We start from the raw sequence: 24,642 nt of genomic DNA on the forward strand, positions 1-24,642 counted from the left end.
GCTATATGGTTAAAAAAGGAACCAAAAAGGATGCTTTTTACGCTAAAGAAAGTGATTGGCGGTATGTTATTGCCGCTTCCGCTGATGTTGCTGATCATTGGCGTCGGCCTGGCGCTGCTCTGGTTTAGCCGCTTTCAGAAGACCGGAAAAGTATTTATCAGCGTAGGTTGGCTGGCGCTATTGCTATTAAGCCTGCAACCCGTCTCTGACCATCTGCTGCGTCCGATAGAAAACCGCTACCCTACCTGGCAGGGTCCGCAAAAGGTGGAATATATTGTGGTTCTCGGCGGCGGCTATACCTGGAACCCGCAGTGGGCGCCGAGCTCTAATTTAATTAACAACAGCTTGCCGCGGCTGGCGGAAGGCATCCGGCTGTGGCGCGCGAATCCGGGAGCCAGGCTGATTTTTACCGGCGGCGTAGCAAAAACCAATACGGTAAGCACGGCGGAAGTCGGTGCGCGGGTGGCGCAGTCGCTGGGCGTACCGCGTAGCGATATTATTACGCTGGATAAGCCAAAAGATACGGAAGAAGAAGCCGCCGCCGTTAAGCAGGCCATCGGCGACGCCCCTTTCCTGTTGGTAACCTCCGCCTCGCATTTGCCGCGTGCGATGATTTTCTTTCAGCATGCCGGGCTGAATCCGCTTCCCGCGCCGGCGAATCAGTTGGCGATCGATTCGCCGCTCAATCCCTGGGAGCGGGCAATTCCGTCCCCGGTCTGGCTAATGCACAGCGATCGCGCTGGGTATGAAACATTAGGACGACTTTGGCAATGGCTGAAAGGCATATCAGGCAAGCCAGGGGAGTAATGATTTCGCCGCCAGATCAAAGTTGGTACGGTTAAAACGTCCGGTATTGACCAACTGTGCAACCTCGTCCCACAGCACATAGAGCCAACGCCGCCAGATGAAGGACTCCGCCACTGGCGCGCGTTGCAGATAATGCCAAAGCAATCCCTCCGCCAATGGATTATCCATCAGGCGAAACAGTTCGAACTCTCTCGGCGCCCACAGCATCAGCCCGGGGCCGACCATCGCCAGAAGCTGATCGCTACGGGCGTCTTTAAGCATACTGCGCAGGCAGAAGTTGCCATGCACCAGTACGCAGTTGTCGTTAAACCCTTCAAATAACGAAGGAAGACATTCTCTGGTACGAAACAGAATGCGTTTGTCCTGCATCGTCAGGCCGGTATTGCTGAACTGATTTAGCGTCGTCCACAGCACCTCCACCCGCTGACGATACCAGGAAGGCCAGATATTCTCCTGAGTATGGTCTACGGCGCCAACGCAACCGCGGCTATCCTGCCGATGCCAGGCTAACAATCCTTCGACAATCTGATCTTTTAGCTGTTCCCAGCGTTCCGGAGTGCGCGCCGGCGCCTCGACCGGCACACCGCGCAGTCGTTCCAGCAGCAGCACATCCGGACCAGGATGCTCTTCATGCGTCAATACGCCATAGATTACCGGCATCCTCACCGTACCGCTACGCGCCAGCATTGAGGTTTTCCATGCCAGTTGCTGCGCAACGCCGGGAGTGGTAAAACTTCGCGCCATCAGCGGCATCGGAATTCCCTGGCTGTCATATAATGACCACAATGCGGAATCCGCTTTCTCATTCACGCACTCTATACGGCTAAGTTTTTCACCCAACAAATGACTGAGTTCGGCCCGCAACTGTTCCATTCCAGATTACCCCCATTAGTGCTACTGCTTTAATAATGAGCGTCGTATGGACAGATGTCACCCGTATCAGATCAAGGGAAGAAAAGAAAAATGAGGAAAATCGTAACGGTACGAGAAAGCCGCCACTGATGAGCAGACGTGAGTATTCATCTTTGCGCTATCATACCGCGCTGTTCATGACCGTCTAAGACGATCATGAACAGGATCATGTTAACGCATTTCAGCGCGTACGCGCTCCAGGTCGTCGGCGGTGTCTACGCCCGTGCCGGGCACCGCTTTGGCGACGGCGACATGAATTTTTTCGCCGTACCACAGCACACGGAGTTGCTCCAGCATTTCAATATGTTCCAGCGGGCTGGGTTGCCAGCTCACGTAACGGCGGATAAATCCCGCGCGATAGCCGTAAATGCCCAGGTGACGAAGGCAAGTATCCCCTACCGTTTCCAGACTTTTTGCAAAGCGGTCGCGATCCCAGGGAATCGTCGCCCGGGAAAAGTAAAGCGCATAGCCTTCAGCATCCAGCACGACTTTTACCGCATTCGGGTTAAACGCTTCTTCGGCGCTGTGAATCGGCACCGCCAACGTCGCCATGCCAACCTGGCGCTGCGCCAGATTTTCCGCAACCTGGCGAATAATAACCGCCGGGATCATCGGCTCATCGCCCTGAACGTTCACAATAACGGTATCGTCGCTGAATCCGCACTTCTCTACCACTTCCGCCAACCGTTCGGTGCCGGACTGGTGATCGGCGCGCGTCATGCACACTTCGCCGCCAGCCGCTTCTACCGCACGAGCCACGTCTTCATGATCGGTCGCGACAATAATGCGTTCCGCGCCAGATTCACGCGCCCGCTCCAGGACATGAACAATCATGGGCTTACCATTAATATCCACTAATGGTTTGCCTGGCAGTCGGGTAGATGAAAAACGGGCCGGAATGATGACGACGAAACTCATGATTTACTCTCATCAGATGTCAGGGAGCGAGCTTCATTTTCCAGCAATACAGGAATGCCGTCGCGTAACGGGAAAGCGAGATTATCCAGTTTGCAAATTAATTCTTGCTTTTCCTGGTTATACCAGAGTTTGCCGTTACATACCGGGCAGGCGATGATTTCAAGCAGACGATGATCCATAGTTCCTCCAGATGGACCGGATTGTGAATCCTTCAATATTAACATAATCGGTTATGGTGCAGGGTCTATTTCCCAGCCATGACGCATGGCGCTAAACAGGCCTGGCGGACATTGTCCCAGCGTCACGCGCGATGCCCGTTGCCAGGCAGCAAACGCGCTAATCGCCTGCCAGATTCCTTTTTGCAGATTAACGCCAGGACGAATATCGTCCTCCAGATACAGCGAGATAACCTCAAGTCCCCCCGTTTTACGGTGCATTTTGGCGTCCATTCGCCCGACTAAACGGCCCTGGTATAATAGCGGCAGCACAAAATAACCGTACTGGCGCTTCGCCGCAGGCGTATAACATTCCAGCCGATAGTTAAATCCGAAGAGCTGCGCTGCCCGCTTGCGATCCCATACCACAGGATCGAAAGGCGACAGTACTGCGCTATGGGTCGCTTTTAAGGCGTTATTTAGCGCCGGTTCAAGCTGCGAAAGAAGATCGGCATGAAGCCACATCCGCCCCAACGTTTCCACCTCGACCGGAATAATCTGCTGCTGTTCCGCCCGGCTCTCCCGCCATCCCTTCAGGTCAGGACGTTTCAGGCGGTAGTAATCCGCCAGCCACTGTTCACGGAAAATCCCCAGACTGCGCGCGCTATTATCCAGCATCAGGCTTTCCGCCTGCGACTGTGACAGTCCATCGCGTCCATCATCCCAGTGCGGCATCACACGGGGCGTTAAATCATATACACGTTGAAAATTACGCCGCTCAACAACCATGACTTTTCCGGCGGTAAATAAACCCTCAAGGTGGCGTTTATGTGGTTTCCATTCCCACCAGCCGCTGACGCCTTTCTGCACATGCTCAAAATCGGCAGAACGCACCGGACCGTGCTCCTGAATATGCCGCACTAGCTGTTCTATTTCTTCCGCGTGCTCATGCATCCATGCCGCGCGATATTTCCAGCCCATCTTTTCCGGCGACAGCATACGATGGCGGATAAGTTTAAAGTCGCGGCGTGGTAAGAAACAGGCCTCATGCGCCCAGTATTCGATTAACTCGCCGCGTCGCAGCGCCTCATCCAGCCAGGCCTGCGGGTACGAACCGAGACGGCTAAACAGCACCAGATAGGGGCTACGTGCGACAACATTGATGGTATCAATTTGCAACAACGCCATGCGTGAGATGGCGGCAAGAACATCGCCAGGCATCGCGTTACGGCGCGGCTTTTTCAATAGCCCCTGCGCAGCAAGGTGAAGACACCGGGCCTGGGAAAGAGAAAGGTACGGCAATGACATTCATGGCTCCATAAATTCATCACTGCCGCTGCATTGGGGTACGCTAGCGAACCAGCGAGGTGATATGTTGAAGCAACTTATCAGGCTGCTCACCGGACAAACGCGCATCAACCGGTAAGAACCACCAGTTATCTTCGGCAAAAGCACGGCATTTCACCGCGTCTTTTTCCGTCATTACCAGGGTCTGCCCTTCACCGACCAACGCCTGAACGTCAGCAGGGGCGAGCGTTTGATGATCGGCCAGCGGGACACACTTTTGCGGATGCGCGCCACAGGCTTCCAGCGTCGCGAAAAATCGCGGCGGATGACCGATGCCCGCCATCGCCACAATATTGCTCAGTTGCGCCACATCGCAACGCGCTCCCGTACGTAAGTTCACCGCCAGTCCAGGCGTTAGCTGCATGGGGATTTCGCCCGCCCGGGCGACGCCGCCATTCACGATAGCGGCATCCACGGTTTTCAGGCGACTGGCGCGTTCGCGCATAGGACCGGCAGGAAGCCACCAGCCGTTGCCAAAACGGCGCACGCCGTCAATCACCACAATTTCAATATCTCGCGCTAGTCGGTAATGCTGCAACCCATCGTCGGTGATAATAATCTGCACATTATGCGCCGCCAGAATCGCTTTCACCGCCGCGGCGCGTTCAGGCGCCACCGCGACAGGCGCGCCGGTCCGTTGATAAATCAATACCGGTTCATCTCCCGCTTTTGCGGTTGTCGTCTCCGGCGTCAGGAGCAGCGGATAAGCGGCAGCTTTCCCGCCGTAGCCGCGGGAAACGACCCCCACGCGCACGCCACGCTGTTGCAGCTTTTCCACCAGCCAAATGACTACGGGTGTTTTACCGTTACCGCCAGCCGTAAGATTCCCTACCACAACCACCGGTACCGGCGCTCGCCAGGCGCGTTTAAAACCAAGCTTATAGCTCAGACGAATCGCCCCGCTCACCAGGCCATACAGCCAGGAGAGCGGCAGCAGTAACCGCCATAGAGGGGATTCACCAGACCAGATACGCGCTATCATTGGCCAAATTGCATCTTATGTAGCTGGGCGTAAACGCCGTGTTGTGCCAGCAACTCGCTATGAGTGCCGCGCTCAACGATAATGCCGTCTTCGACCACAACGATCTCATCCGCCTGTTCGATGGTGGAGAGACGATGCGCAATCACCAGAGAGGTACGGTTTTTCTGCAGCTCATCCAACGCTGCCTGAATCGCACGTTCAGATTCGGTATCCAGCGCGGACGTAGCTTCATCAAGGATCAGAATCGGGCTGTCGCGCAGTAAGGCGCGGGCAATCGCGATACGCTGGCGTTGACCGCCAGAAAGCAGTACGCCGTTTTCGCCGATAATGGTATCCAGGCCATTATCCATCTTGTTGATAAAGTCCATGGCATAGGCCATGCGCGCCGCCTCTTCAATCTGCTCGCGGCTGTATTCTTCCGTCCGGGCATAAGCAATGTTATTAGCGACCGTGTCGTTAAACAGATGCACGTTTTGCGAAACCAGCGCCACCTGATTACGTAGAGAGGCCAGAGTGTATTCGCGTAGATCGTGACCATCCATCAGGATGTGTCCTTCATCAATATCGTAGAAACGGGTGATCAGACTGGCGATAGTTGATTTACCCGATCCGGAACGCCCCACCAGCGCCACGGTTTTCCCGGCAGGAATTTTCAAATTGATGTTACGCAATGCCGGCACTTCACGGCCCGGGTAAGTAAACGTCACATTGCGGAATTCGAGATCGCCGGTCGCGCGGTCAATGACACGTTTACCTTCATCTTTCTCCTGTTCGCTGTCCAGAATCGCAAACAACGTCTGACAAGCCGCCATCCCACGCTGGAACTGCGCGTTAACGTTTGTCAGCGATTTTAATGGACGCATCAGCGCGATCATGGAGGAGAACACCACGGTGATGGTCCCAGCCGTCAGGCTATCCATTACACTTGGGAAGCTCGCAGCATAGAGAACAAACGCCAGCGCCAGCGAGGCAATGAGCTGAATGATAGGATCGGAAATTGACGAGGCAGAGACCATTTTCATGCCTTGCAGTCGCATCTTATTGCTGACTTTATCAAAGCGTTTAGTTTCGACTTCCTGACCGCCGAAAATCAGTACCTCTTTGTGTCCTTTCAGCATTTGTTCAGCGCTGGTAGTCACTTGTCCCATCGTGTTCTGCATATTTTTACTGATGCTGCGGAACCGCTTTGAGACAACGCGAATCGCAATCGACACAATCGGTGCCAGAACAACCAGGATGATCGACAACTGCCAGCTGTAATAGAACATCATGATAAACAATCCGATGATCGATGCCCCTTCACGCACCACGGTAATCAGCGCGCCAGATGAAGAAGAGGCAACCTGTTCTGAATCGTAAGTAATACGCGACAGCAGCGTACCGGTAGACTGTTTATCAAAGAAGGCGACGGGCATTCCCATCATATGGCCAAACAGGCGACGGCGCATGGTCATTACCACCTTGCCTGACACCCATGAAATACAGTAGCTGGAGATATAGCTAGTGATGCCTCGTAATATCATCAGCCCAATAACCACCAGCGGCATCCACAGCAACACTGAGCGATCCGTTTTACCGAAACCATCATCCAGTAATGGCTTGAGGAGCGATAGCATGAAGGTATCGCTGGCTGCGTTGAGAATTAACGCTATGCCCGCCACGATCAGACCTGCTTTAAAAGGCGCTATGGTTGGCCACAGTCGGCGGAAGGTCTGCCACGTAGAGAGATCTTTATCGTTATGCATTCAAAAAACCAGCATTTGTTGAAATAGCCGCATATTCTACCCGTTATCCTCGGACACGCCAAACCACTGATGATACCAGCGAGGTAAAATTTGATCCCGTAAGCCTTGTATGCGCCAGCCCTGCGGAGAAAACAGCAGCGAAATTTGCCCCTGGTGGGGTGTATCAAACCACTGATACGCCTGCTGTCGGTAGCGCTGTTTTACCTTGCGGGACGGCAGCCGCCATGCGTTATAGCGCGATGCGGACGCCAGCGCCGCTTCACCATGTACGCGCTGAATAAATGGTAGCGACGACGACGTATTACTACCATGATGCGGCACCTGGATAAACGTCGCCGCAAGATGTCGCCAGTAACGACTTAGCATTTTTTGTTCAGCGCCCGCTTCGATATCGCCCGTGAGCAGGATGCTATGTACACCGTCATCCACTTTGACCACACAAGAACGGTTATTTCCTCGATCGGCACTTTCGCGTAACGGCCAGTGCGCCTGAAACGTTAGCCCCTGCCATTGCCACTGCTCGCCGCGAAAACAGGGCAAATGTCCCTGCCAGCCTAACGGGCTGCGAATCCACATTGACGGCCAGACCTGCTGTAGCGAACGCAGCCCGCCCCGATGATCCAGATGCTCATGACTCAAAATAACGCCCTCCGGCGTCAGATTATGCCAGCGCAACCAGGGAATAATAACCTGTTGCCCGCTGTCGCCCTCCGGCCATGCCCGACCGGTATCGTAGAGTATTACTTTATCGCCCCTGACGATCGCTATCGCCAGCCCCTGACCAACATCCAGCATATGCACCTGCCATCCACTGGCGTTTATCGGCCGCCAGAGTGGCCAGCTCATCAACAATAACCCGCATAAACAGACCGCCGGCCAGGTACGCCAGACGTTTAATCGCCACGCGATAAGCATTAGCCAGGGCAAAAACGTCAGACACTGCCAACGGTTATCAATATTCACCCAGCCCTGCGGTAAAGCATTCAACAGGTAAAATAGCGCGGCTAACGCGCGATCGGTCAGGTACCATACCCACTCTTCAAGAAAAAACGGCCCGGTTAAATGCAGAATCATTCCCGCCAGGATGAGCGGAACCGTCACAAATGTGACCCAGGGTACGGCAAAAAGATTCGCCAGCATTGCGGTAACGCTTATGCCATGAAAAAGCGCCACCTGGAGAGGCAAAAGCAGAAGTGTAATGCCTGCCTGTAGGTGAAGCAGGTTAAGCAACCAGCGTACGCCCCGTGGAAAATTCCCGTTTGGCGCAGGAAACCACTGATACCAGAATAACAGGCCGGCAACCGCAAATGCTGACAGCCAAAGACTTTGTGATATAACCGCCACAGGGTCGGCGAAAATAATCGCGGCCAGACAGCAGCACCAGACTTGCCAGCCGCTCCACTGTCGTCCGCTTAATTTTAATCCTCCCCAGACGCTCAGTGCCGCCACCGTGCGCAGCGCAGGCGGTTGTAAGCCGGTAAGCCAGGCATAACATATCGCGCAAAGAATGCCGCCCAGCAATGGCGTCTGCCAACGAATCCATCTGACCGGCAAAAAGAATTGTCCGCCACGGATTAATCCGGCAGCCAATAACGCAGCAAAAGCGATATGCAGGCCGGAAATCGCCATCAAATGGGCAGTCCCCGTATCGCGCATAACGGCCTTCACCTCCTGCGACACCGCTCCCCGCTCCCCCATTCCCAACGCCAGAATAACCTGCTGCCACGGATAAGGCGCAAGCGTAGCGCGAAGCGAAGCAAGATAGCGCCCTCGCAAGCTACACTCAGGGTTAATCGCTTTAGCCTGTAGAAAACGTCCGGTCAACGGTTGATGCTGCGCCAGCGCGTAACGTTGGCTATCAAAACCGCCTTCGTTAAGCTGTCCGTGTACCGCTCTGACCTTCAGCGTCATCGCCCACTGTTGTCCGGCACACACTTCCGTGGGTAAGTACTGGCCATGCAGGACAATCCCTACAGCAGGAAAGAGCGGCTTTCCACGCAAATGGGTGATTCGCCCATAATGAGTGGTCATATGATCGGTGGCAGTAATGACGACTGTCGCCTCCTGCGTCGCGGCGGGCAGGACGTTTCCCGCCCAGATGGCCTGCCTGGCGGCAAATATCCCCCACATGAAAAAGAGCAAGATTAATGCCGCGTAGCGCGCATAGTGATGGGGTATGAGGCAAAGCAAACATGCCAGACAAAACAGTACTGCGAGAATCCACGTGTCAGGTAATACTGGCAATATCATGAGCGGAAGTATGCCGCATACTACGCATACGCTGACCGTCGTTATCTTCATAGACACCTCCCTGTGCGGGAAAGTGTGCAGGTTCAGGACGCCATTGTCTGGAGGGGATTTTGTGCTATACGGCGCGGATTCCAGGTTTTTTACCTGATAAATGTAAGACGCAGCAAAAAATGCGAAACGTTTTCCAGTTTTCGGTCGAATAGCGTTTGCGCCTGACGGCGTATAAATGAAAAAAGCACCCTGGAGGTGCTTTTTTCGGGTTCAAGTTTTGCGTTAAAACTTAACCGTAAATATTGGCGCGATCGCGCAGTTCTTTACCCGGTTTAAAGTGAGGAACGTATTTTCCTTCCAGTTCCACTTTATCGCCGGTCTTGGGGTTACGTCCGGTACGAGGCGCGCGGTAATGCAAAGAAAAACTGCCGAAACCGCGGATTTCAATACGCTCGCCCTGCGCAAGAGTCGAGGCCATATGCTCCAGCATCTCTTTTACCGCATCTTCAACCGCCTTAGCGGGAATGTGAGATTGCTGGGTTGCAAGTCTTTCAATCAATTCTGACTTGGTCATGATTCCTCCGGTTCCTTAAAGGCAAATTGGCTGCAGCCGTGAGATTGATTAAGGGCGGCCGTAGCCGCCCTTAGTGCTTGATTACAGGCCGAAACCTGCAATCTGTCAAGTAATCTCGTTATACTTCGGACTAAAAGGCCCGAAGTTTCAGAGGATTACTCGCCTTTAGCTGCTTTGAATGCTTCAGCCATTGCGTTGTTAGAGAAGTTTGCATCTTCCTGTTTGTTAACAGTTGCGATGGCATCTTTCTCGTCAGCTTCGTCTTTCGCACGAACAGACAGGCTGATTGCGCGGTTTTTACGATCAACGCCGGTGAATTTAGCTTCAACGTCGTCGCCAACGCTCAGAACCAGAGTCGCATCTTCAACGCGGTCACGGGATGCTTCAGAAGCACGCAGGTAACCTTCAACGCCGTCAGCCAGTTCTACGGTTGCGCCTTTCGCGTCAACTGCAGTGACTTTACCGGTTACGATAGCGCCTTTCTTGTTCAGAGCAACCCAGTTGTTGAACGGATCTTCTGCGAGCTGTTTAACGCCCAGGGAGATACGTTCACGTTCTGCGTCAACCTGCAGAACAACTGCAGCGATTTCGTCGCCTTTTTTGTATTCACGAACTGCTTCTTCGCCTGCAACGTTCCAGGAGATGTCAGACAGGTGAACCAGGCCGTCGATGCCGCCGTCCAGGCCGATGAAGATACCGAAGTCAGTGATAGACTTGATTTTACCTTCAACGCGGTCGCCCTTGTTGTGGGTTTCTGCGAACTGCTGCCACGGGTTAGATTTGCACTGCTTCAGACCCAAGGAGATACGACGACGTTCTTCGTCGATATCCAGAACCATCACTTCCACTACGTCGCCAACGTTAACCACTTTGGACGGGTGGATGTTTTTGTTGGTCCAGTCCATTTCGGAAACGTGAACCAGGCCTTCAACGCCTTCTTCGATTTCAACGAAGCAGCCGTAGTCGGTCAGGTTGGTCACGCGACCGGTCAGTTTGGTACCTTCCGGATAACGTTTAGCGATAGCTACCCACGGATCTTCGCCCAGCTGTTTCAGGCCCAGGGATACACGGGTACGCTCGCGGTCGAATTTCAGCACTTTCACGTTGATTTCGTCGCCAACGTTCACGATTTCGCTCGGATGCTTAACGCGTTTCCAGGCCATATCAGTGATGTGCAGCAGGCCGTCAACGCCGCCCAGATCAACGAATGCACCGTAGTCAGTGAGGTTCTTAACGATACCTTTAACTTCCATGCCTTCCTGCAGGTTTTCCAGCAGCTGATCGCGTTCTGCGCTGTTTTCGGATTCGATAACGGCACGACGAGAAACCACAACGTTGTTACGTTTCTGGTCCAGCTTGATTACTTTGAATTCAAGCTCTTTGCCTTCCAAGTGCAGAGTGTCACGCACCGGACGAACGTCTACCAGAGAACCTGGCAGGAACGCGCGAATACCGTTCAGCTCAACAGTGAAGCCACCCTTAACTTTGCCGTTGATAACACCGGTAACAGTTTCAGCATCTTCGTAAGCTTTTTCCAGCGTGATCCATGCTTCGTGACGTTTAGCTTTCTCACGAGAGAGCAGAGTTTCACCGAAGCCGTCTTCTACTGCATCCAGAGCAACGTCAACTTCGTCACCAACCTGGATTTCCAGTTCGCCCTGGGCGTTTTTGAACTGCTCAGCCGGAATGGCAGACTCAGATTTCAGACCGGCGTCAACCAGTACTACGTCTTTGTCGATAGCAACAACAACACCACGAACGATGGAACCCGGGCGGGTTTCGATTTCTTTTAAGGATTCTTCAAAGAGTTGAGCAAAAGATTCAGTCATGTTTAATCTTCAGGTTTCATATTTAACGTCCACCTGGCTCCGTGCCGGATGGGGTTGTTTAACATACCCGCTGTCAATCCTTTGCAACGGGGGTACTACAAATTCGGTCGCATTTAAGCGAGAGCCAATTTTTGGCGCGCATATTGTAACGCTTTTTCAATCACTTGCTCAATGCTTAATCGGGTAGAATCCAAAACTAATGCATCAGCAGCAGGAACTAACGGCGCTACAGCGCGATTACGATCGCGATCGTCGCGTTCCTTGATCTCGGCCAAAAGGCGTTCAAAGTTAACACTAAAGCCATTCTCCTGCAACTGTAGCATACGTCGATGCGCACGTTCCTCCGAGGAGGCGTCAAGGAAAATTTTTACCGGCGCATCCGGGAAGACCACGGTCCCCATATCGCGTCCATCGGCGATTAAACCAGGCGCTTCGCGGAATGCACGTTGGCGGCGAAGAAGCGCTTCACGCACGCGTGGGAATGCCGCCACCTGGGATGCCGCGTTCGCGACTTCCTGCGTACGGATTTCGCCGCTAACGTCCTCGCCTTCCAAGATAACTTCCAGGTTGCCGTCCGTTGAGACGAAACGCACGTCCAGATGGGACGCCAGCGGCACCAGCGCATCTTCAGAGGCGAGATCGACATGGTGATGCAATGCCGCCAGCGCCAGTACGCGGTATATCGCGCCGGAATCCAGCAGATGCCATTGCAATGCTTCCGCCATTGCTTTGCACAAGGTGCCTTTACCTGCACCGCTTGGGCCATCAATGGTTATTACCGGGGCAATTGCCGTCATCTTTATCTCCTTAAACAGGCGTACCGTTAACGTAAACGCCGCGCATTATACGCGCCAACGCTCGCGACCGTTAACGTTGCGTGCAAAAACCAGTTTTGTCTGTAATCAGATGCGGAATAATTGCGCAATTATAGCGGGCCGGCGAGAAACCAGCCCGAAAGATGACAATGATTTACTTTTTATCTTCGGCAATTCTGTCGCGCATATGCTGCGCGCGATCGGCTGAAGCCGGGTGGGAGTCCATCAATGATTTTGCATGACCTGCGTCCATTGTGGCGAATTTTTCGAATGCCGTGACTAAGCCCTGGGTGTTAATCCCACGTTTTTTCAGCAGATCGTAAGAGAAGTCATCCGCATCCGACTCCTGACTGCGAGAAAACGCCGAATTGATGACGCCTTCCGCCAGATCGCCCAATTGAGACTGGGAAAGCTGCGCTGCGACACCGCTGGTGGCGGAAATCGCATCGCGAGCCGCCAGCGTGGCATAGGCGGTCTGCATTGCCTTGCGGGAGTGCCCTAAAGAGACATGGCCCAGTTCATGGCCCAGTACGCCTTCAATTTCATTATCGGTCATCAGATCCATCAGGCCGGAGTATACGCGAACGCAACCGTTCGCCATCGCCCATGCGTTGATATCGCTGGTCATATAGACTTTATAGCTAACCGGCGTACCGTCAATGTTGTTACCCAGCGCTTTGGCGATTTTGCTCAGACGTTTGGTGTATTTGCTTTTCGTACCTGCCAGTTGATTCTCGCTGTCCATTTGTTTACAGGCATTATTAGATAATGCCTTAACATCCGCATCGGACAGTGTGGCGGCTTTGTAGGCTGACATGCCGGAACTGGCGATTAAATTGCCATTCACGCCATTTTTACATCCTGCCAGTAGCGTAGCGGAAATCGCCACCGCCAGTAATAATGATTTATTTTTCATACTAATCTTCCGTTGATAACTATTATAAAAAACACATAAATCAATGTGTTAAATCATCAACAAATTAGCATTAGTCATAATTGTAAAAATAGTGCGAATGCGGACCTCGATGCGCCAGCCTGTCGACTGGCACAACAGAAGGATTAGGCAGGCGTACTCATCCGCGCCAGTTGTTCAAAATAATCAGGGAACGTTTTTGCGGTACATTTCGGGTCCAGGATCGTGACTGGCGTATCGGACAGTGCGACCAGTGAGAAGCACATCGCCATACGGTGGTCGTTGTACGTGCCAATATCCGCGTGATGGAGCTTCGCCGGCGGCGTGATACGAATATAGTCGTGCCCTTCTTCGACTTCAGCGCCCACTTTACGTAGCTCGGTCGCCATCGCGAACAGGCGATCGGTTTCTTTCACTCGCCAGTTATAAATATTGCGCAACGTCGTGGTTCCTTTCGCAAACAGCGCCGTGGTGGCAATCGTCATCGCCGCATCCGGAATATGGTTCATATCCATATCTATGGCGTGCAATTCGCCGCGCGTGCAGGCAATAAAATCATCGCCCCAGGTAATGGTCGCGCCCATTTTCTCCAGCACATCGGCAAAACGAATATCGCCCTGCATACTTTTGCGGCCAATCCCGGTCACTTTTACCGTGCCGCCTTTTATCGCCCCGGCGGCGAGAAAATAGGACGCTGACGAGGCATCGCCCTCGACCAGATAGCGACCCGGAGAGTGATACTGTTGACCGCCCTTCACGACAAATTGTTGGTAGTGATGGTTCGCTATCTCCACGCCAAAGGTTTTCATTAAATTTAGCGTGATATCGATGTAAGGTTTTGATACCAGTTCGCCTTTAACGCGAATAGTTGTGTCTTCAGGCGCCAGCGGCGCCGTCATCAGCAGAGCGGTCAGGAACTGGCTGGAAACGCTACCATCAACCTCAATCTCGCCGCCGGTAAAACCGCCGCGCAGACGCAGGGGCGGATAGTTTTCCTGCTCCAGGTAATCAATATTCGCCCCGCCCTGACGCAGCGAATCAACCAGATGGCCTATCGGACGCTCTTTCATACGCGGTTCGCCGGTTAACACTATCTCATTTTGCCCCAGACATAGCGCTGCCGCTAACGGACGCATCGCGGTTCCGGCATTACCGAGAAACAGTTCCAGAGCGCCTGGCGCACGTAATGCGCCGCCATTACCCGTGATATCACAGCGGGTGCGATCGGCAGAAAGGGTGTAATTGATCCCCAACGCGCTCAGGGCATTGAGCATATGGCGGACGTCATCGCTATCCAGCAGATTCGTCAGAACGGTTTTACCACAAGCTAAAGCCGCCAGGAGCAAAGCACGGTTTGAAACACTTTTGGAGCCAGGTAAATTAATGGCGCCATCGACCCGCGCGATGGGTTGTAACGTCAGGGATTCCATGAAACTCAACTCTCAAAAAACAGAAATAAAAACCCCACAGACTGGCCGTGGGGATGAAAAAAGAAACGTATTAGCCGTGACGACGCTCAAAATCGATCATGAAATCGGTCAGCGCTTTTACCCCTTCAATCGGCATGGCGTTATAGATAGAGGCGCGCATACCGCCAACAACACGGTGCCCTTTTAAGGCGTGCAGACCGGCGGCGAAAGACTCTTCCAGAAAGACCTTGTCCAGCGCATTGTCCGCTAACTGGAACGGAACGTTCATCCGCGAACGGTTGGCCTGTGCGACATCGTTACGGTAGAAATCGCTGTTATCAATCACACCGTACAGCAACTCCGCTTTTTGCTGATTGATTTTGTGCATCGCCGCCACGCCGCCCTGCGCTTTCAACCATTTGAACACCAGACCGGAAAGATACCAGGCGAAAGTCGGCGGCGTATTAAACATCGAGTCGTTATCATTCAGGACGGTGTAGTCGAGGATGGACGGGCAGCTCTCATGCGCCTTGCCTAACAGATCTTCCCGGACGATAACCAGCGTCAGTCCTGCCGGACCGATATTCTTCTGCGCGCCAGCATAAATTACGCCATAGCGAGAGACATCCAGCGGCGCAGACAGGATGGTAGAAGAAAAGTCCGCCGTGACGACCACCTCCGGGCCAAAATCCGGCGTTTCATCGATGGCGATGCCGTCAATGGTCTCATTCGGGCAATAGTGTAAATAAGCGGCGTTATCGGAAAGCTGCCACTCGCGCATCGGTTTTACGGCACGTTTGCCGTCAACGGTGATTTTGGCGTCGATAATCTGCGGCGCACAGTATTTTTTGGCTTCTTTGATGGCGCTCGCCGCCCAGTAACCAGCATCGACATAATCCGCCGTGGTTTTATCGCCCAGCAGATTGAGCGGCACGCCAGCAAACTGCCCGCGACCGCCGCCGTGACAAAATAAAACTTTATAGTTGGAGGGGATATTAAGGAGATCGCGAAAATCCTGCTCCGCTTCTTCAGCGACCTGGATAAACTCTTTGCCTCGATGGCTAATTTCCATTACCGACGTACCAAGACCGTGCCAGTCACGCAGTTCCTGTTGCGCCAGTTTAAGTACTTCCGCCGGTAGCATCGCCGGACCTGAACTAAAATTAAAGACCTGAGCCATTTCCCCTCACCACGCTGCATTGTTTCCTGCCTGACAGACATCAGGCAAACGTTATTCATGTGAATATCGGTTTTATCATTCAGTGACACGCGCCGCAATGGGTAAAACAATGCGAGGAGAAAATGCGGCATGCGTCACACAACAGAATCTTCCGGATTAACCGTATAAATCCGATATTTTCGCTGTTAAACAACGCGTTTAGCCCGGCTTGCCTTCGTCCATTCTGGATTTGCGCAGCGCGGACATAATTGCTTTTTCCCGACGTTCATGCGTATCACTTCACTGCAACGTACGCAGGCATAGTCGCCAGCCTCCGGCGCCACGATAAAGCGTGGCGTACAGTGCTCAGGAAGAATGCTTAACCCCGGCTTAACGTCTTTATTTTCAAAGAAATAGACGCTGATTTGTCCGTTTGTCTCCAGGATGGCCAGTCTGACCTGCCCCAGTTGCTCAACGCCATTCAAGCGAAGCTCCATAAAAAACTCAAACTCCGTCATGTTCGAGCGCTGCAGTTTTTCCCACGCCAGTTCGCCGTCTTCAACAATGACCACCGACTTGCCTTCCAGCAGATCTTCCAACTTTTCACTATGCGCCATCAGCCACATGACCAGGCGATAGAGCAGCGCCAGGGTGATGAATACCACCAGAACAGGGAGCATCGGAACGTCATCATAAAACGCGACGTCGCCTGCCGCCGACCCCAATGTCAAAATGATCAGCACTTCAAAAAGCGACATTTGCCGTACGCCGCGTCGTCCTGTCACCTTTAAGAAAAGAAACACCAGAACAAAGGTGTAAAAGCTACGTAGCGCCACTTCCCCCAAAAACGCTACCGGCACGTTATCCAGCGCCATTCGTTGCAAATCAAATGCTTTCATTTTTTATGCTCTTCCTGTGAATTCCAGTGTAAAAGCATAGCCAATACTTTTATTTCCGCCGATGTCCCGGCGAGATAGCGCCCGTCACATAAAACCCGTATCATTGCGCGCTTTCCGTACGACAAAAGTGATTTTCATGACGCAAACATTTATTCCCGGCAAAGACGCCGCGCTGGAAGACTCCATCGCCCGCTTCCAGCAAAAGTTACTCGACCTCGGCTTTCACATCGAAGAGGCCTCCTGGCTGAACCCGGTGCCAAACGTCTGGTCAGTGCATATTCGCGATAAAGAGTGCGCGTTATGCTTTACCAACGGAAAAGGCGCGACCAAAAAAGCGGCGCTGGCCTCGGCGCTGGGCGAATACTTCGAGCGTCTGTCAACCAACTACTTTTTTGCTGATTTCTGGCTTGGCGAAACGGTCGCCAACGGGCCATTCGTGCATTATCCGAATGAAAAATGGTTCCCGCTGACTGAAAATGACGACGTACCGGAAGGCTTGCTTGATGCCCGTCTGCGCGCGTTTTACGATCCGGAAAATGAACTCACCGGAAGCCAGTTAATTGATCTTCAGTCCGGCAATGAAGAACGCGGCGTCTGCGGCCTGCCATTTACCCGTCAGTCCGATAACCAGACCGTGTATATTCCGATGAATATTATCGGCAACCTGTATGTCTCTAACGGAATGTCCGCCGGCAATACGCGTAATGAAGCCCGCGTTCAGGGACTGTCGGAAGTCTTCGAGCGCTATGTGAAAAATCGCATCATTGCGGAAAGTATCAGTCTGCCGGAGATTCCCGCAGAGGTGATGGCGCGTTATCCGGCGGTAATGGAGTCAATCGCCACGCTGGAAGCCGAGGGTTTCCCGATTTTCGCCTATGACGGCTCGCTGGGCGGTAAGTATCCGGTTATCTGCGTCGTGCTGTTCAACCCGGCTAACGGTACCTGCTTTGCTTCTTTTGGCGCCCATCCTGACTTTGGCGTTGCGTTGGAACGTACAGTGACCGAACTACTCCAGGGACGCGGTCTGAAAGATCTTGATGTCTTCACCCCACCAACGTTCGATGATGAAGAAGTCGCGGAGCACACTAATCTGGAGACCCACTTCATCGACTCCAGCGGCCTGATTTCCTGGGATCTGTTCAAACAGGACGCCGATTACCCGTTCACGGACTGGAGTTTTTCCGGCACTACCGAAGAAGAATTCGCCACGCTGATGGCCATCTTTGCTGCTGAAGATAAAGAAGTTTACATTGCCGATTACGAGCATCTCGGCGTATACGCCTGTCGTATTATCGTACCGGGAATGTCTGATATTTATCCTGCCGAAGATCTGTGGCTGGCCAACAACAATATGGGTAGCCATCTTCGTGAGACTCTGCTTTCGCTGCCCGGTAGCGCCTGGAATAAAGAAGACTATCTCAATCTGATTGAACAATTGGATGAAGAAGGTTTTGACGATTTCACCCGCGTGCGTGAACTGTTGGGTCTGGCGACCGGAGCGGACAATGGTTGGTATACACTGCGCGTCGGCGAATTAAAAGCAATGCTAGCGTTAGCGGGCGGCGATTTGGAGCAGGCGCTAATCTGGACAGAATGGACGATGGAGTTCAATTCGTCGGTCTTTAGTCCGGCACGCGCAAACTATTACCGTTGCCTGCAAACGCTGCTGCTCCTGTCGCAAGAAGATGCGCGTCAGCCGCTGCAATATCTCAATGCTTTTATAAAAATGTATGGCGCAGAGGCTGTAGAAGCCGCCAGCGCCGCGCTTAGCGGTGAAGCGGCTTTTTATGGACTACCGGCTGTCGACCACGATCTACAAGCGTTCCCGGCGCATCAGTCCTTGTTAAAAGCGTATGATAAATTACAGCGCGCGAAAGCGGCATACTGGTCAAAATAAGGCCATATGAGTGACTTAGGGTAGGTTTACCCTCTCGGCTGCGTTATATTACGGGGCGCCTTTGCGGCCCCGTTTTATTTATTTTCACTAAACGGCGAAAAATGTAATAACAAGGTTAAATATTGGTTGTTGATATTAAATTAATTGACATAGTGATGTTACTTTATTTGTTGATTACTCCATATTAATTAACCGTGCAGCAGGAGGAGTCAGGAAAAAATTCAACTCTATTTATAATTTTTAAAATTTATTTTTATTAGGATAATCAAAAAGTTACACCGTAATTGCATAAAAGCCATGCGACTTACGGGCCTATAAGCCAGGCGAGATATGATCTATATCAAATTCTCATCTATAATGCTTTGTTAGTATCTCGTCGCCGACTTAATAAAGAGAGAGTTAGTGTGAAAGCTGACAACCCTTTTGACCTTTTACTCCCTGCAGCAATGGCCAAAGTGGCTGAAGAAGCAGGCGTCTATAAAGCAACGAAACATCCGCTTAAGACTTTCTATCTGGCGATTACCGCCGGCGTATTCATTTCAATTGCCTTTGTTTTTTATATTACTGCGACAACCGGTACTGGCGCGATGCCTTATGGCATGGCGAAACTTATCGGGGGTATCTGTTTCTCTTTGGGACTGATTCTCTGTGTTATTTGCGGCGCTGATCTTTTCACCTCTACTGTTCTGATCGTTGTAGCTAAAGCTAGCGGTCGCATCACCTGGGGGCAACTGGCTAAAAACTGGTTAAACGTCTATTTTGGTAACCTGATTGGCGCTCTGCTTTTCGTGTTACTGATGTGGCTTTCCGGCGAGTATATGACTGCCAACGGTCAATGGGGACTTAACGTCCTGCAAACCGCCGACCACAAAATGCACCACACTTTTATTGAAGCTGTCTGCCTCGGTATTCTGGCGAACCTGATGGTTTGTCTGGCCGTGTGGATGAGCTATTCAGGTCGTAGCCTGATGGACAAAGCGTTCATCATGGTACTGCCCGTCGCCATGTTTGTCGCCAGCGGTTTTGAGCACAGTATCGCAAACATGTTTATGATTCCTATGGGTATTGTAATACGCGATTTCGCTACACCGGAGTTTTGGACCGCAGTCGGTTCGTCTCCGGAAAGTTTTTCTCACCTGACCGTGATGAGCTTCATCACTGATAACCTGATTCCGGTCACGATCGGTAATATTATCGGCGGCGGTTTGTTGGTCGGGTTGACATACTGGGTCATTTACCTGCGTGGTAACGAGCATCATTAATCTGTTGATGCCCATTACACGCAGTAAATAAAAAATCCACTTAAGAAGGTAGGTGTTACATGTCCGAGCTTAATGAAAAGTTAGCCACAGCCTGGGAAGGTTTTACCAAAGGTGACTGGCAGAATGAAGTAAACGTCCGTGACTTCATTCAGAAAAACTACACTCCGTATGAGGGTGACGAGTCCTTCCTGGCTGGCGCTACTGACGCGACCACCAAGCTGTGGGACAGCGTAATGGAAGGCGTTAAACAGGAAAACCGCACTCACGCGCCTGTTGACTTTGACACCTCCGTTGCTTCCACCATCACTTCTCACGACGCTGGCTACATCAACAAAGCGCTTGAGAAAATTGTTGGTCTGCAGACTGAAGCTCCGCTGAAGCGTGCGATTATCCCGTTCGGCGGCATCAAAATGGTTGAAGGTTCCTGCAAAGCGTACAATCGCGAGCTGGACCCAATGCTCAAAAAAATCTTCACCGAATACCGTAAGACCCACAACCAGGGCGTATTCGACGTTTATACTCCGGACATCCTGCGTTGCCGTAAATCTGGCGTTCTGACCGGTCTGCCGGATGCGTATGGCCGTGGCCGTATCATCGGTGACTACCGTCGCGTAGCGCTGTACGGTATCGACTACCTGATGAAAGACAAATTCGCGCAGTTTACGTCTCTGCAATCCGATCTGGAAAACGGCGTAAATCTGGAAGCGACTATCCGTCTGCGTGAAGAAATCGCTGAACAGCACCGCGCTCTGGGTCAGATCAAAGAAATGGCGGCTAAATACGGCTGCGATATCTCTGGCCCGGCGACTAACGCTCAGGAAGCAATCCAGTGGACTTACTTCGGTTACCTGGCTGCGGTTAAATCTCAGAACGGCGCAGCAATGTCCTTCGGTCGTGTATCCACCTTCCTGGATGCGTACATCGAACGTGACCTGAAAGCAGGCAAAATCACCGAGCAAGACGCACAGGAAATGATTGACCACCTGGTCATGAAACTGCGTATGGTTCGCTTCCTGCGTACTCCTGAATATGATGAACTGTTCTCCGGCGACCCGATTTGGGCAACTGAATCTATCGGTGGTATGGGCGTTGATGGCCGTACTCTGGTTACCAAAAACAGCTTCCGCTTCCTGAACACCCTGTACACCATGGGGCCGTCTCCGGAACCGAACATCACCGTTCTGTGGTCTGAAAAACTGCCGCTGAACTTCAAGAAATTCGCCGCTAAAGTCTCCATCGACACCTCTTCTCTGCAGTACGAGAACGATGACCTGATGCGTCCGGACTTCAACAACGATGACTACGCTATCGCATGCTGCGTAAGCCCGATGATCGTTGGTAAACAAATGCAGTTCTTCGGTGCGCGTGCAAACCTGGCGAAAACCATGCTGTACGCAATCAACGGCGGCGTTGATGAAAAACTGAAAATGCAGGTTGGTCCGAAATCCGAACCGATCAAAGGCGATGTTCTGAACTTCGACGAAGTGATGGATCGCATGGATCACTTCATGGACTGGCTGGCTAAACAGTATGTCACCGCGCTGAACGTTATCCACTACATGCACGACAAGTACAGCTACGAAGCCTCTCTGATGGCGTTGCACGACCGTGACGTTATCCGCACCATGGCGTGTGGTATCGCAGGCCTGTCCGTTGCGGCTGACTCCCTGTCTGCCATCAAATATGCGAAAGTTAAACCGATTCGTGACGAAGATGGTCTGGCTATCGACTTCGAAATCGAAGGCGAATACCCGCAGTTTGGTAACAACGACGCTCGTGTAGATGACATGGCGGTTGACCTGGTAGAACGTTTCATGAAGAAAATTCAGAAACTGACCACCTACCGTGGCGCTATCCCGACGCAGTCTGTTCTGACCATCACTTCTAACGTTGTGTATGGTAAGAAAACTGGTAACACCCCGGATGGTCGTCGTGCTGGCGCGCCGTTCGGACCAGGTGCTAACCCGATGCACGGTCGTGACCAGAAAGGCGCTGTCGCTTCTCTGACCTCCGTTGCTAAACTGCCGTTTGCTTACGCGAAAGATGGTATTTCTTATACCTTCTCTATCGTTCCGAACGCACTGGGTAAAGACGACGAAGTTCGTAAGACTAACCTGGCAGGTCTGATGGATGGTTACTTCCACCACGAAGCGTCCATCGAAGGCGGTCAGCACCTGAACGTCAACGTCATGAACCGTGAAATGCTGCTGGACGCGATGGAACATCCGGAAAAATATCCGCAGCTGACCATCCGTGTATCTGGTTACGCAGTACGTTTTAACTCCCTGACGAAAGAACAGCAGCAGGACGTTATTACTCGTACCTTCACGCAGACCATGTAATGGGTTTGACTGAAATTACGCTATAAAAAGCGTACAAAAAAGGCTCCATGTCAGTGGGGCCTTTTTAATTTTTATAAAAGCATATTTCGACAACCAGAATTTTTACTTATAAATAAAGTGTTATTATGTGATCTATATATTCTTCTCAGAATAGCATCAATTTCTCTTTTATTATTTTGATAATCATCATAATCCTTATTTAATACATCAGAAAACAGCATGGTGTTAGCTTCTGTAAAATCACATGACAATGACGGCATATATCCATGTAGCAGATAGATAAGTGTTGGATGAAACATATCAAACAGGACTTCTCCCTCTAATTCCCAGTAACCTATTTTACAAAATTGGGTAGAAATCTCAAAAGACCCCATTTGGAGACAGCGTAGTTTATCCATCTCATCCTCAGTAAGCGTACCATTCCATTCAACACATGCCATTTTTCGATCTTCTCCAGATCGCATAAGCTTATAAACTTCATCCTTAATTTCATCATCTTCATTAACTTCCTGCCTAAGTTTAAAAGCAAAGTTTTCTAATAATTCTGGATAGCAAGCAATTTTTTCTCCATACTTAATACATACTTTAAAAAACAACTCTTCTTCATCTTCTTCCATCACTTTAAAAATACAGTTTTCTGAAACATTGAGGATACGATGCAAATTACATTTATCAATAACCTTGCCATCAATCTCAAATGAAACTTGTGTCTGACTCACATCAAAACGCATAACAAAGCGGTCTTGTTGAGATGGATTAGCATATTGTTTTAATTGTGCAAAGGCATATATCTTCTCCATGCCGACTGTATCAACATTAAGGTCAGCTTGATTTTCACGTTCACATCCATGGATGAGTGTATATAATACCTCCAGCACCTCTCTTTTTTTGTGTGTTCTGAAGCAGTCCTTAAATCTATCCCATACCCCCATGTATAGCGCTTCTTCTTTGTCAGAACTCATCAAACGGACTAGCCGTGAAGCATTAACTTCATAGTTATGACGATTACCAAAACTTAACGTAACTGGCATAATAACTCCTTTGATTATTTACCGCGAAAGCAAAATTCAATCCGTTGCTCTCATTTTTTGATTAAAGCCACACTCTATTTAAGAGATTGAATCAGTCCGGCTTTAGAAATAACATCAGATTTAGACCTGATTGCATGTTGAATGCGGCGCCAGGCGCTGGACAGCGCATAACGTTCTTTGGACACATCTGAATTATGTTGAGAATTATTTTCGTTCTGACCACAACAAAACGGCGCCAACCATTTGAAAAAAGAGGCGGATCATAAACAGCAAAACCAGGGCGCTATGGATGATACACTTGCAGTATGTATTGCGGTTCGGGCGTTACGAGCTGATGAATGAGCCAGAATTTCTGGTGGTGCAAGTTATACAGCATAGATTTGCCGTATATTTTATACTGAATAGAGGTAAAATAGCTCCATTGCAGCACATTCTGGAACAGCCACACATTCTGTAGTCCAAAATTTACGCTCGCAGTACCGCTTTTTTACAGGATGCAACCCCCTTACCAGGGTGCTCAACATGCCCGGAATGTGTCCATAAACCCCATGTTATTTAGAGCTAGCCGAAGCGATATGAGTAACTTAACCGATTGTATTACAAATGAAAGTGTTGCAGTAACTGCTGATAAAAAGCCGGTTATTGGTCGCATTCACTCCTTTGAATCCTGTGGCACCGTTGATGGCCCAGGCATCCGCTTTATTACCTTTTTCCAGGGCTGCCTGATGCGCTGCCTGTATTGCCATAACCGCGACACATGGGATACGCATGGCGGTAAAGAAATCACCGTTGAAGACTTAATGAAAGAGGTGGTGACCTATCGGCATTTTATGAATGCTTCTGGCGGCGGCGTGACGGCATCCGGCGGCGAGGCCATTTTGCAGGCAGAATTTGTACGCGACTGGTTTCGCGCCTGTAAAAAAGAAGGTATCCACACCTGTCTCGACACCAACGGCTTTGTGCGCCGTTATGACCCAGTGATTGATGAACTGCTGGACGTTACCGATCTGGTGATGCTCGATCTCAAGCAGATGAATGATGAGATCCACCAGAATCTGGTCGGTGTCTCTAATCACCGGACGCTGGAATTCGCTCAGTATTTATCAAAGAAAAATGTGAAGGTCTGGATCCGTTACGTTGTCGTTCCCGGCTGGTCTGACGACGATGATTCCGCGCATCGCCTGGGTGAGTTTACCCGCGATATGGGGAATGTCGAAAAAATCGAACTGCTGCCCTATCATGAGCTGGGCAAACATAAATGGGTGGCAATGGGCGAAGAATATAAACTGGATGGCGTGAAGCCGCCTAAAAAAGAGACCATGGAGCGTGTGAAGGGCATTCTTGAGCAGTATGGTCATAAAGTGATGTATTAATCGCCTGCTATCTTATCCGCTTTTAAACGGCT

20 protein-coding genes and 1 pseudogene are annotated in these 24,642 nt (G+C 51.3%); 6 read left to right on the forward strand and 15 right to left on the reverse strand.

Features of this window, described 5'->3' with window-relative positions; genetic code table 11:
• The first annotated feature begins 30 nt into the window (after nt 1-30).
• The gene (gene elyC, locus LDB27_RS13650; RefSeq protein WP_000899554.1) at nt 31-807 is read left to right on the forward strand and encodes an envelope biogenesis factor ElyC; all 777 of its coding nucleotides are present in this window, start codon (nt 31-33) and stop codon (nt 805-807) included.
• On the opposite strand, the gene LDB27_RS13655 is transcribed toward elyC, so the two are convergent.
• From LDB27_RS13655 to LDB27_RS13720, 14 genes are all read right to left on the reverse strand, one after another.
• Nucleotides 787-1,680: a YcbJ family phosphotransferase gene (locus LDB27_RS13655; protein WP_000436888.1), complete on the reverse strand. Its 894-nt coding sequence runs from the start codon at nt 1,678-1,680 to the stop codon at nt 787-789. The two genes, elyC and LDB27_RS13655, sit on opposite strands and share 21 nt — an antisense overlap.
• A gap of 210 nt (nt 1,681-1,890) precedes the next feature.
• On the reverse strand, nt 1,891-2,637 hold the full coding sequence (gene kdsB / locus LDB27_RS13660; protein WP_000011576.1) for a 3-deoxy-manno-octulosonate cytidylyltransferase: 747 nt from the start codon (nt 2,635-2,637) through the stop codon (nt 1,891-1,893).
• Nucleotides 2,634-2,816, reverse strand: coding sequence for a protein YcaR (gene ycaR / locus LDB27_RS13665; protein WP_000350056.1), 183 nt, complete (start codon nt 2,814-2,816; stop codon nt 2,634-2,636). Before ycaR ends, kdsB begins: the two co-directional genes overlap by 4 nt.
• Nucleotides 2,817-2,867: 51 nt before the next feature.
• Nucleotides 2,868-4,100, reverse strand: a complete 1,233-nt coding sequence (locus LDB27_RS13670) for a winged helix-turn-helix domain-containing protein (protein WP_000056924.1) — start codon at nt 4,098-4,100, stop codon at nt 2,868-2,870.
• Nucleotides 4,101-4,143: 43 nt separating this feature from the next.
• Complete coding sequence (gene lpxK / locus LDB27_RS13675; RefSeq protein WP_000561688.1) at nt 4,144-5,121, reverse strand: tetraacyldisaccharide 4'-kinase; 978 nt, start codon at nt 5,119-5,121, stop codon at nt 4,144-4,146.
• Nucleotides 5,118-6,866 carry a lipid A ABC transporter ATP-binding protein/permease MsbA gene (gene msbA / locus LDB27_RS13680; RefSeq protein ID WP_000551246.1) on the reverse strand — a complete coding sequence of 583 codons (1,749 nt, stop codon included), beginning with the start codon at nt 6,864-6,866 and terminating at the stop codon, nt 5,118-5,120. Before msbA ends, lpxK begins: the two co-directional genes overlap by 4 nt.
• Before the next feature lie 36 nt (nt 6,867-6,902).
• Complete coding sequence (locus LDB27_RS13685) at nt 6,903-9,167, reverse strand: ComEC family protein (RefSeq protein ID WP_000705769.1); 2,265 nt, start codon at nt 9,165-9,167, stop codon at nt 6,903-6,905.
• A gap of 229 nt (nt 9,168-9,396) precedes the next feature.
• Nucleotides 9,397-9,681, reverse strand: a complete 285-nt coding sequence (gene ihfB, locus LDB27_RS13690) for an integration host factor subunit beta (RefSeq protein WP_000167332.1) — start codon at nt 9,679-9,681, stop codon at nt 9,397-9,399.
• Nucleotides 9,682-9,836: 155 nt separating this feature from the next.
• Nucleotides 9,837-11,510, reverse strand: a complete 1,674-nt coding sequence (rpsA, locus tag LDB27_RS13695) for a 30S ribosomal protein S1 (RefSeq protein WP_000140324.1) — start codon at nt 11,508-11,510, stop codon at nt 9,837-9,839.
• 113 nt (nt 11,511-11,623) lie between these two features.
• A complete protein-coding gene (cmk, locus tag LDB27_RS13700; protein ID WP_000125007.1) occupies nt 11,624-12,307 on the reverse strand; it encodes a (d)CMP kinase in 684 nt (227 codons plus the stop codon).
• 172 nt (nt 12,308-12,479) lie between these two features.
• Nucleotides 12,480-13,241: a M48 family metallopeptidase gene (locus LDB27_RS13705; protein ID WP_000792308.1), complete on the reverse strand. Its 762-nt coding sequence runs from the start codon at nt 13,239-13,241 to the stop codon at nt 12,480-12,482.
• Between the two features lie 143 nt (nt 13,242-13,384).
• Nucleotides 13,385-14,668: a 3-phosphoshikimate 1-carboxyvinyltransferase gene (gene aroA / locus LDB27_RS13710; protein ID WP_000445192.1), complete on the reverse strand. Its 1,284-nt coding sequence runs from the start codon at nt 14,666-14,668 to the stop codon at nt 13,385-13,387.
• A 70-nt stretch (nt 14,669-14,738) separates the two neighbouring features.
• The gene (serC, locus tag LDB27_RS13715) at nt 14,739-15,827 is read right to left on the reverse strand and encodes a 3-phosphoserine/phosphohydroxythreonine transaminase (RefSeq protein WP_000079590.1); all 1,089 of its coding nucleotides are present in this window, start codon (nt 15,825-15,827) and stop codon (nt 14,739-14,741) included.
• 185 nt (nt 15,828-16,012) lie between these two features.
• Nucleotides 16,013-16,705, reverse strand: a complete 693-nt coding sequence (locus tag LDB27_RS13720) for a DUF421 domain-containing protein (RefSeq protein ID WP_000642869.1) — start codon at nt 16,703-16,705, stop codon at nt 16,013-16,015.
• Between the two features lie 136 nt (nt 16,706-16,841).
• On the opposite strand from LDB27_RS13720, the gene ycaO reads away from it, so the two are divergent.
• The 3 genes from ycaO to pflB all read left to right on the forward strand — a co-directional run bounded on the left by ycaO (nt 16,842) and on the right by pflB (nt 22,206).
• The gene (gene ycaO / locus LDB27_RS13725; protein WP_001530487.1) at nt 16,842-18,602 is read left to right on the forward strand and encodes a 30S ribosomal protein S12 methylthiotransferase accessory factor YcaO; all 1,761 of its coding nucleotides are present in this window, start codon (nt 16,842-16,844) and stop codon (nt 18,600-18,602) included.
• Nucleotides 18,603-19,006: 404 nt separating this feature from the next.
• On the forward strand, nt 19,007-19,864 hold the full coding sequence (gene focA, locus LDB27_RS13730; protein ID WP_000642539.1) for a formate transporter FocA: 858 nt from the start codon (nt 19,007-19,009) through the stop codon (nt 19,862-19,864).
• 59 nt (nt 19,865-19,923) lie between these two features.
• Nucleotides 19,924-22,206: a formate C-acetyltransferase gene (gene pflB, locus LDB27_RS13735; protein WP_001292803.1), complete on the forward strand. Its 2,283-nt coding sequence runs from the start codon at nt 19,924-19,926 to the stop codon at nt 22,204-22,206.
• A gap of 71 nt (nt 22,207-22,277) precedes the next feature.
• Here pflB and sopD2 read toward each other — a convergent pair whose 3' ends face one another.
• The gene (sopD2, locus tag LDB27_RS13740) at nt 22,278-23,237 is read right to left on the reverse strand and encodes a type III secretion system effector SopD2 (protein WP_001145572.1); all 960 of its coding nucleotides are present in this window, start codon (nt 23,235-23,237) and stop codon (nt 22,278-22,280) included.
• A 130-nt stretch (nt 23,238-23,367) separates the two neighbouring features.
• Between sopD2 and LDB27_RS13745 the strand changes: the two are divergent.
• A pseudogene (locus tag LDB27_RS13745) lies at nt 23,368-23,694 on the forward strand (cytoplasmic protein).
• 118 nt (nt 23,695-23,812) lie between these two features.
• Nucleotides 23,813-24,610, forward strand: coding sequence for a pyruvate formate lyase 1-activating protein (gene pflA / locus LDB27_RS13750; RefSeq protein WP_000067928.1), 798 nt, complete (start codon nt 23,813-23,815; stop codon nt 24,608-24,610).
• Nucleotides 24,611-24,642 lie beyond the last annotated feature (32 nt).

This window comes from Salmonella sp. JXY0409-18, assembly GCF_020268625.1.
In the GTDB taxonomy this organism is placed as follows: domain Bacteria; phylum Pseudomonadota; class Gammaproteobacteria; order Enterobacterales; family Enterobacteriaceae; genus Salmonella; species Salmonella enterica.

Excerpts from the sequence above, each read along its gene's own strand:
- LDB27_RS13705 (WP_000792308.1), bottom strand. The coding sequence starts at position 13,241 with ATGAAAAATAAATCATTATTACTGGCGGTGGCGATTTCCGCTACGCTA.
- lpxK (WP_000561688.1), bottom strand. The coding sequence starts at position 5,121 with ATGATAGCGCGTATCTGGTCTGGTGAATCCCCTCTATGGCGGTTACTG.
- msbA (WP_000551246.1), bottom strand. The coding sequence starts at position 6,866 with ATGCATAACGATAAAGATCTCTCTACGTGGCAGACCTTCCGCCGACTG.
- LDB27_RS13670 (WP_000056924.1), bottom strand. The coding sequence starts at position 4,100 with ATGTCATTGCCGTACCTTTCTCTTTCCCAGGCCCGGTGTCTTCACCTT.
- LDB27_RS13720 (WP_000642869.1), bottom strand. The coding sequence starts at position 16,705 with ATGAAAGCATTTGATTTGCAACGAATGGCGCTGGATAACGTGCCGGTA.
- LDB27_RS13685 (WP_000705769.1), bottom strand. The coding sequence starts at position 9,167 with ATGAAGATAACGACGGTCAGCGTATGCGTAGTATGCGGCATACTTCCG.
- cmk (WP_000125007.1), bottom strand. The coding sequence starts at position 12,307 with ATGACGGCAATTGCCCCGGTAATAACCATTGATGGCCCAAGCGGTGCA.
- kdsB (WP_000011576.1), bottom strand. The coding sequence starts at position 2,637 with ATGAGTTTCGTCGTCATCATTCCGGCCCGTTTTTCATCTACCCGACTG.
- ihfB (WP_000167332.1), bottom strand. The coding sequence starts at position 9,681 with ATGACCAAGTCAGAATTGATTGAAAGACTTGCAACCCAGCAATCTCAC.
- serC (WP_000079590.1), bottom strand. The coding sequence starts at position 15,827 with ATGGCTCAGGTCTTTAATTTTAGTTCAGGTCCGGCGATGCTACCGGCG.
- aroA (WP_000445192.1), bottom strand. The coding sequence starts at position 14,668 with ATGGAATCCCTGACGTTACAACCCATCGCGCGGGTCGATGGCGCCATT.
- sopD2 (WP_001145572.1), bottom strand. The coding sequence starts at position 23,237 with ATGCCAGTTACGTTAAGTTTTGGTAATCGTCATAACTATGAAGTTAAT.
- ycaR (WP_000350056.1), bottom strand. The coding sequence starts at position 2,816 with ATGGATCATCGTCTGCTTGAAATCATCGCCTGCCCGGTATGTAACGGC.
- elyC (WP_000899554.1), top strand. The coding sequence starts at position 31 with ATGCTTTTTACGCTAAAGAAAGTGATTGGCGGTATGTTATTGCCGCTT.
- pflA (WP_000067928.1), top strand. The coding sequence starts at position 23,813 with ATGAGTAACTTAACCGATTGTATTACAAATGAAAGTGTTGCAGTAACT.
- rpsA (WP_000140324.1), bottom strand. The coding sequence starts at position 11,510 with ATGACTGAATCTTTTGCTCAACTCTTTGAAGAATCCTTAAAAGAAATC.
- LDB27_RS13655 (WP_000436888.1), bottom strand. The coding sequence starts at position 1,680 with ATGGAACAGTTGCGGGCCGAACTCAGTCATTTGTTGGGTGAAAAACTT.
- ycaO (WP_001530487.1), top strand. The coding sequence starts at position 16,842 with ATGACGCAAACATTTATTCCCGGCAAAGACGCCGCGCTGGAAGACTCC.
- pflB (WP_001292803.1), top strand. The coding sequence starts at position 19,924 with ATGTCCGAGCTTAATGAAAAGTTAGCCACAGCCTGGGAAGGTTTTACC.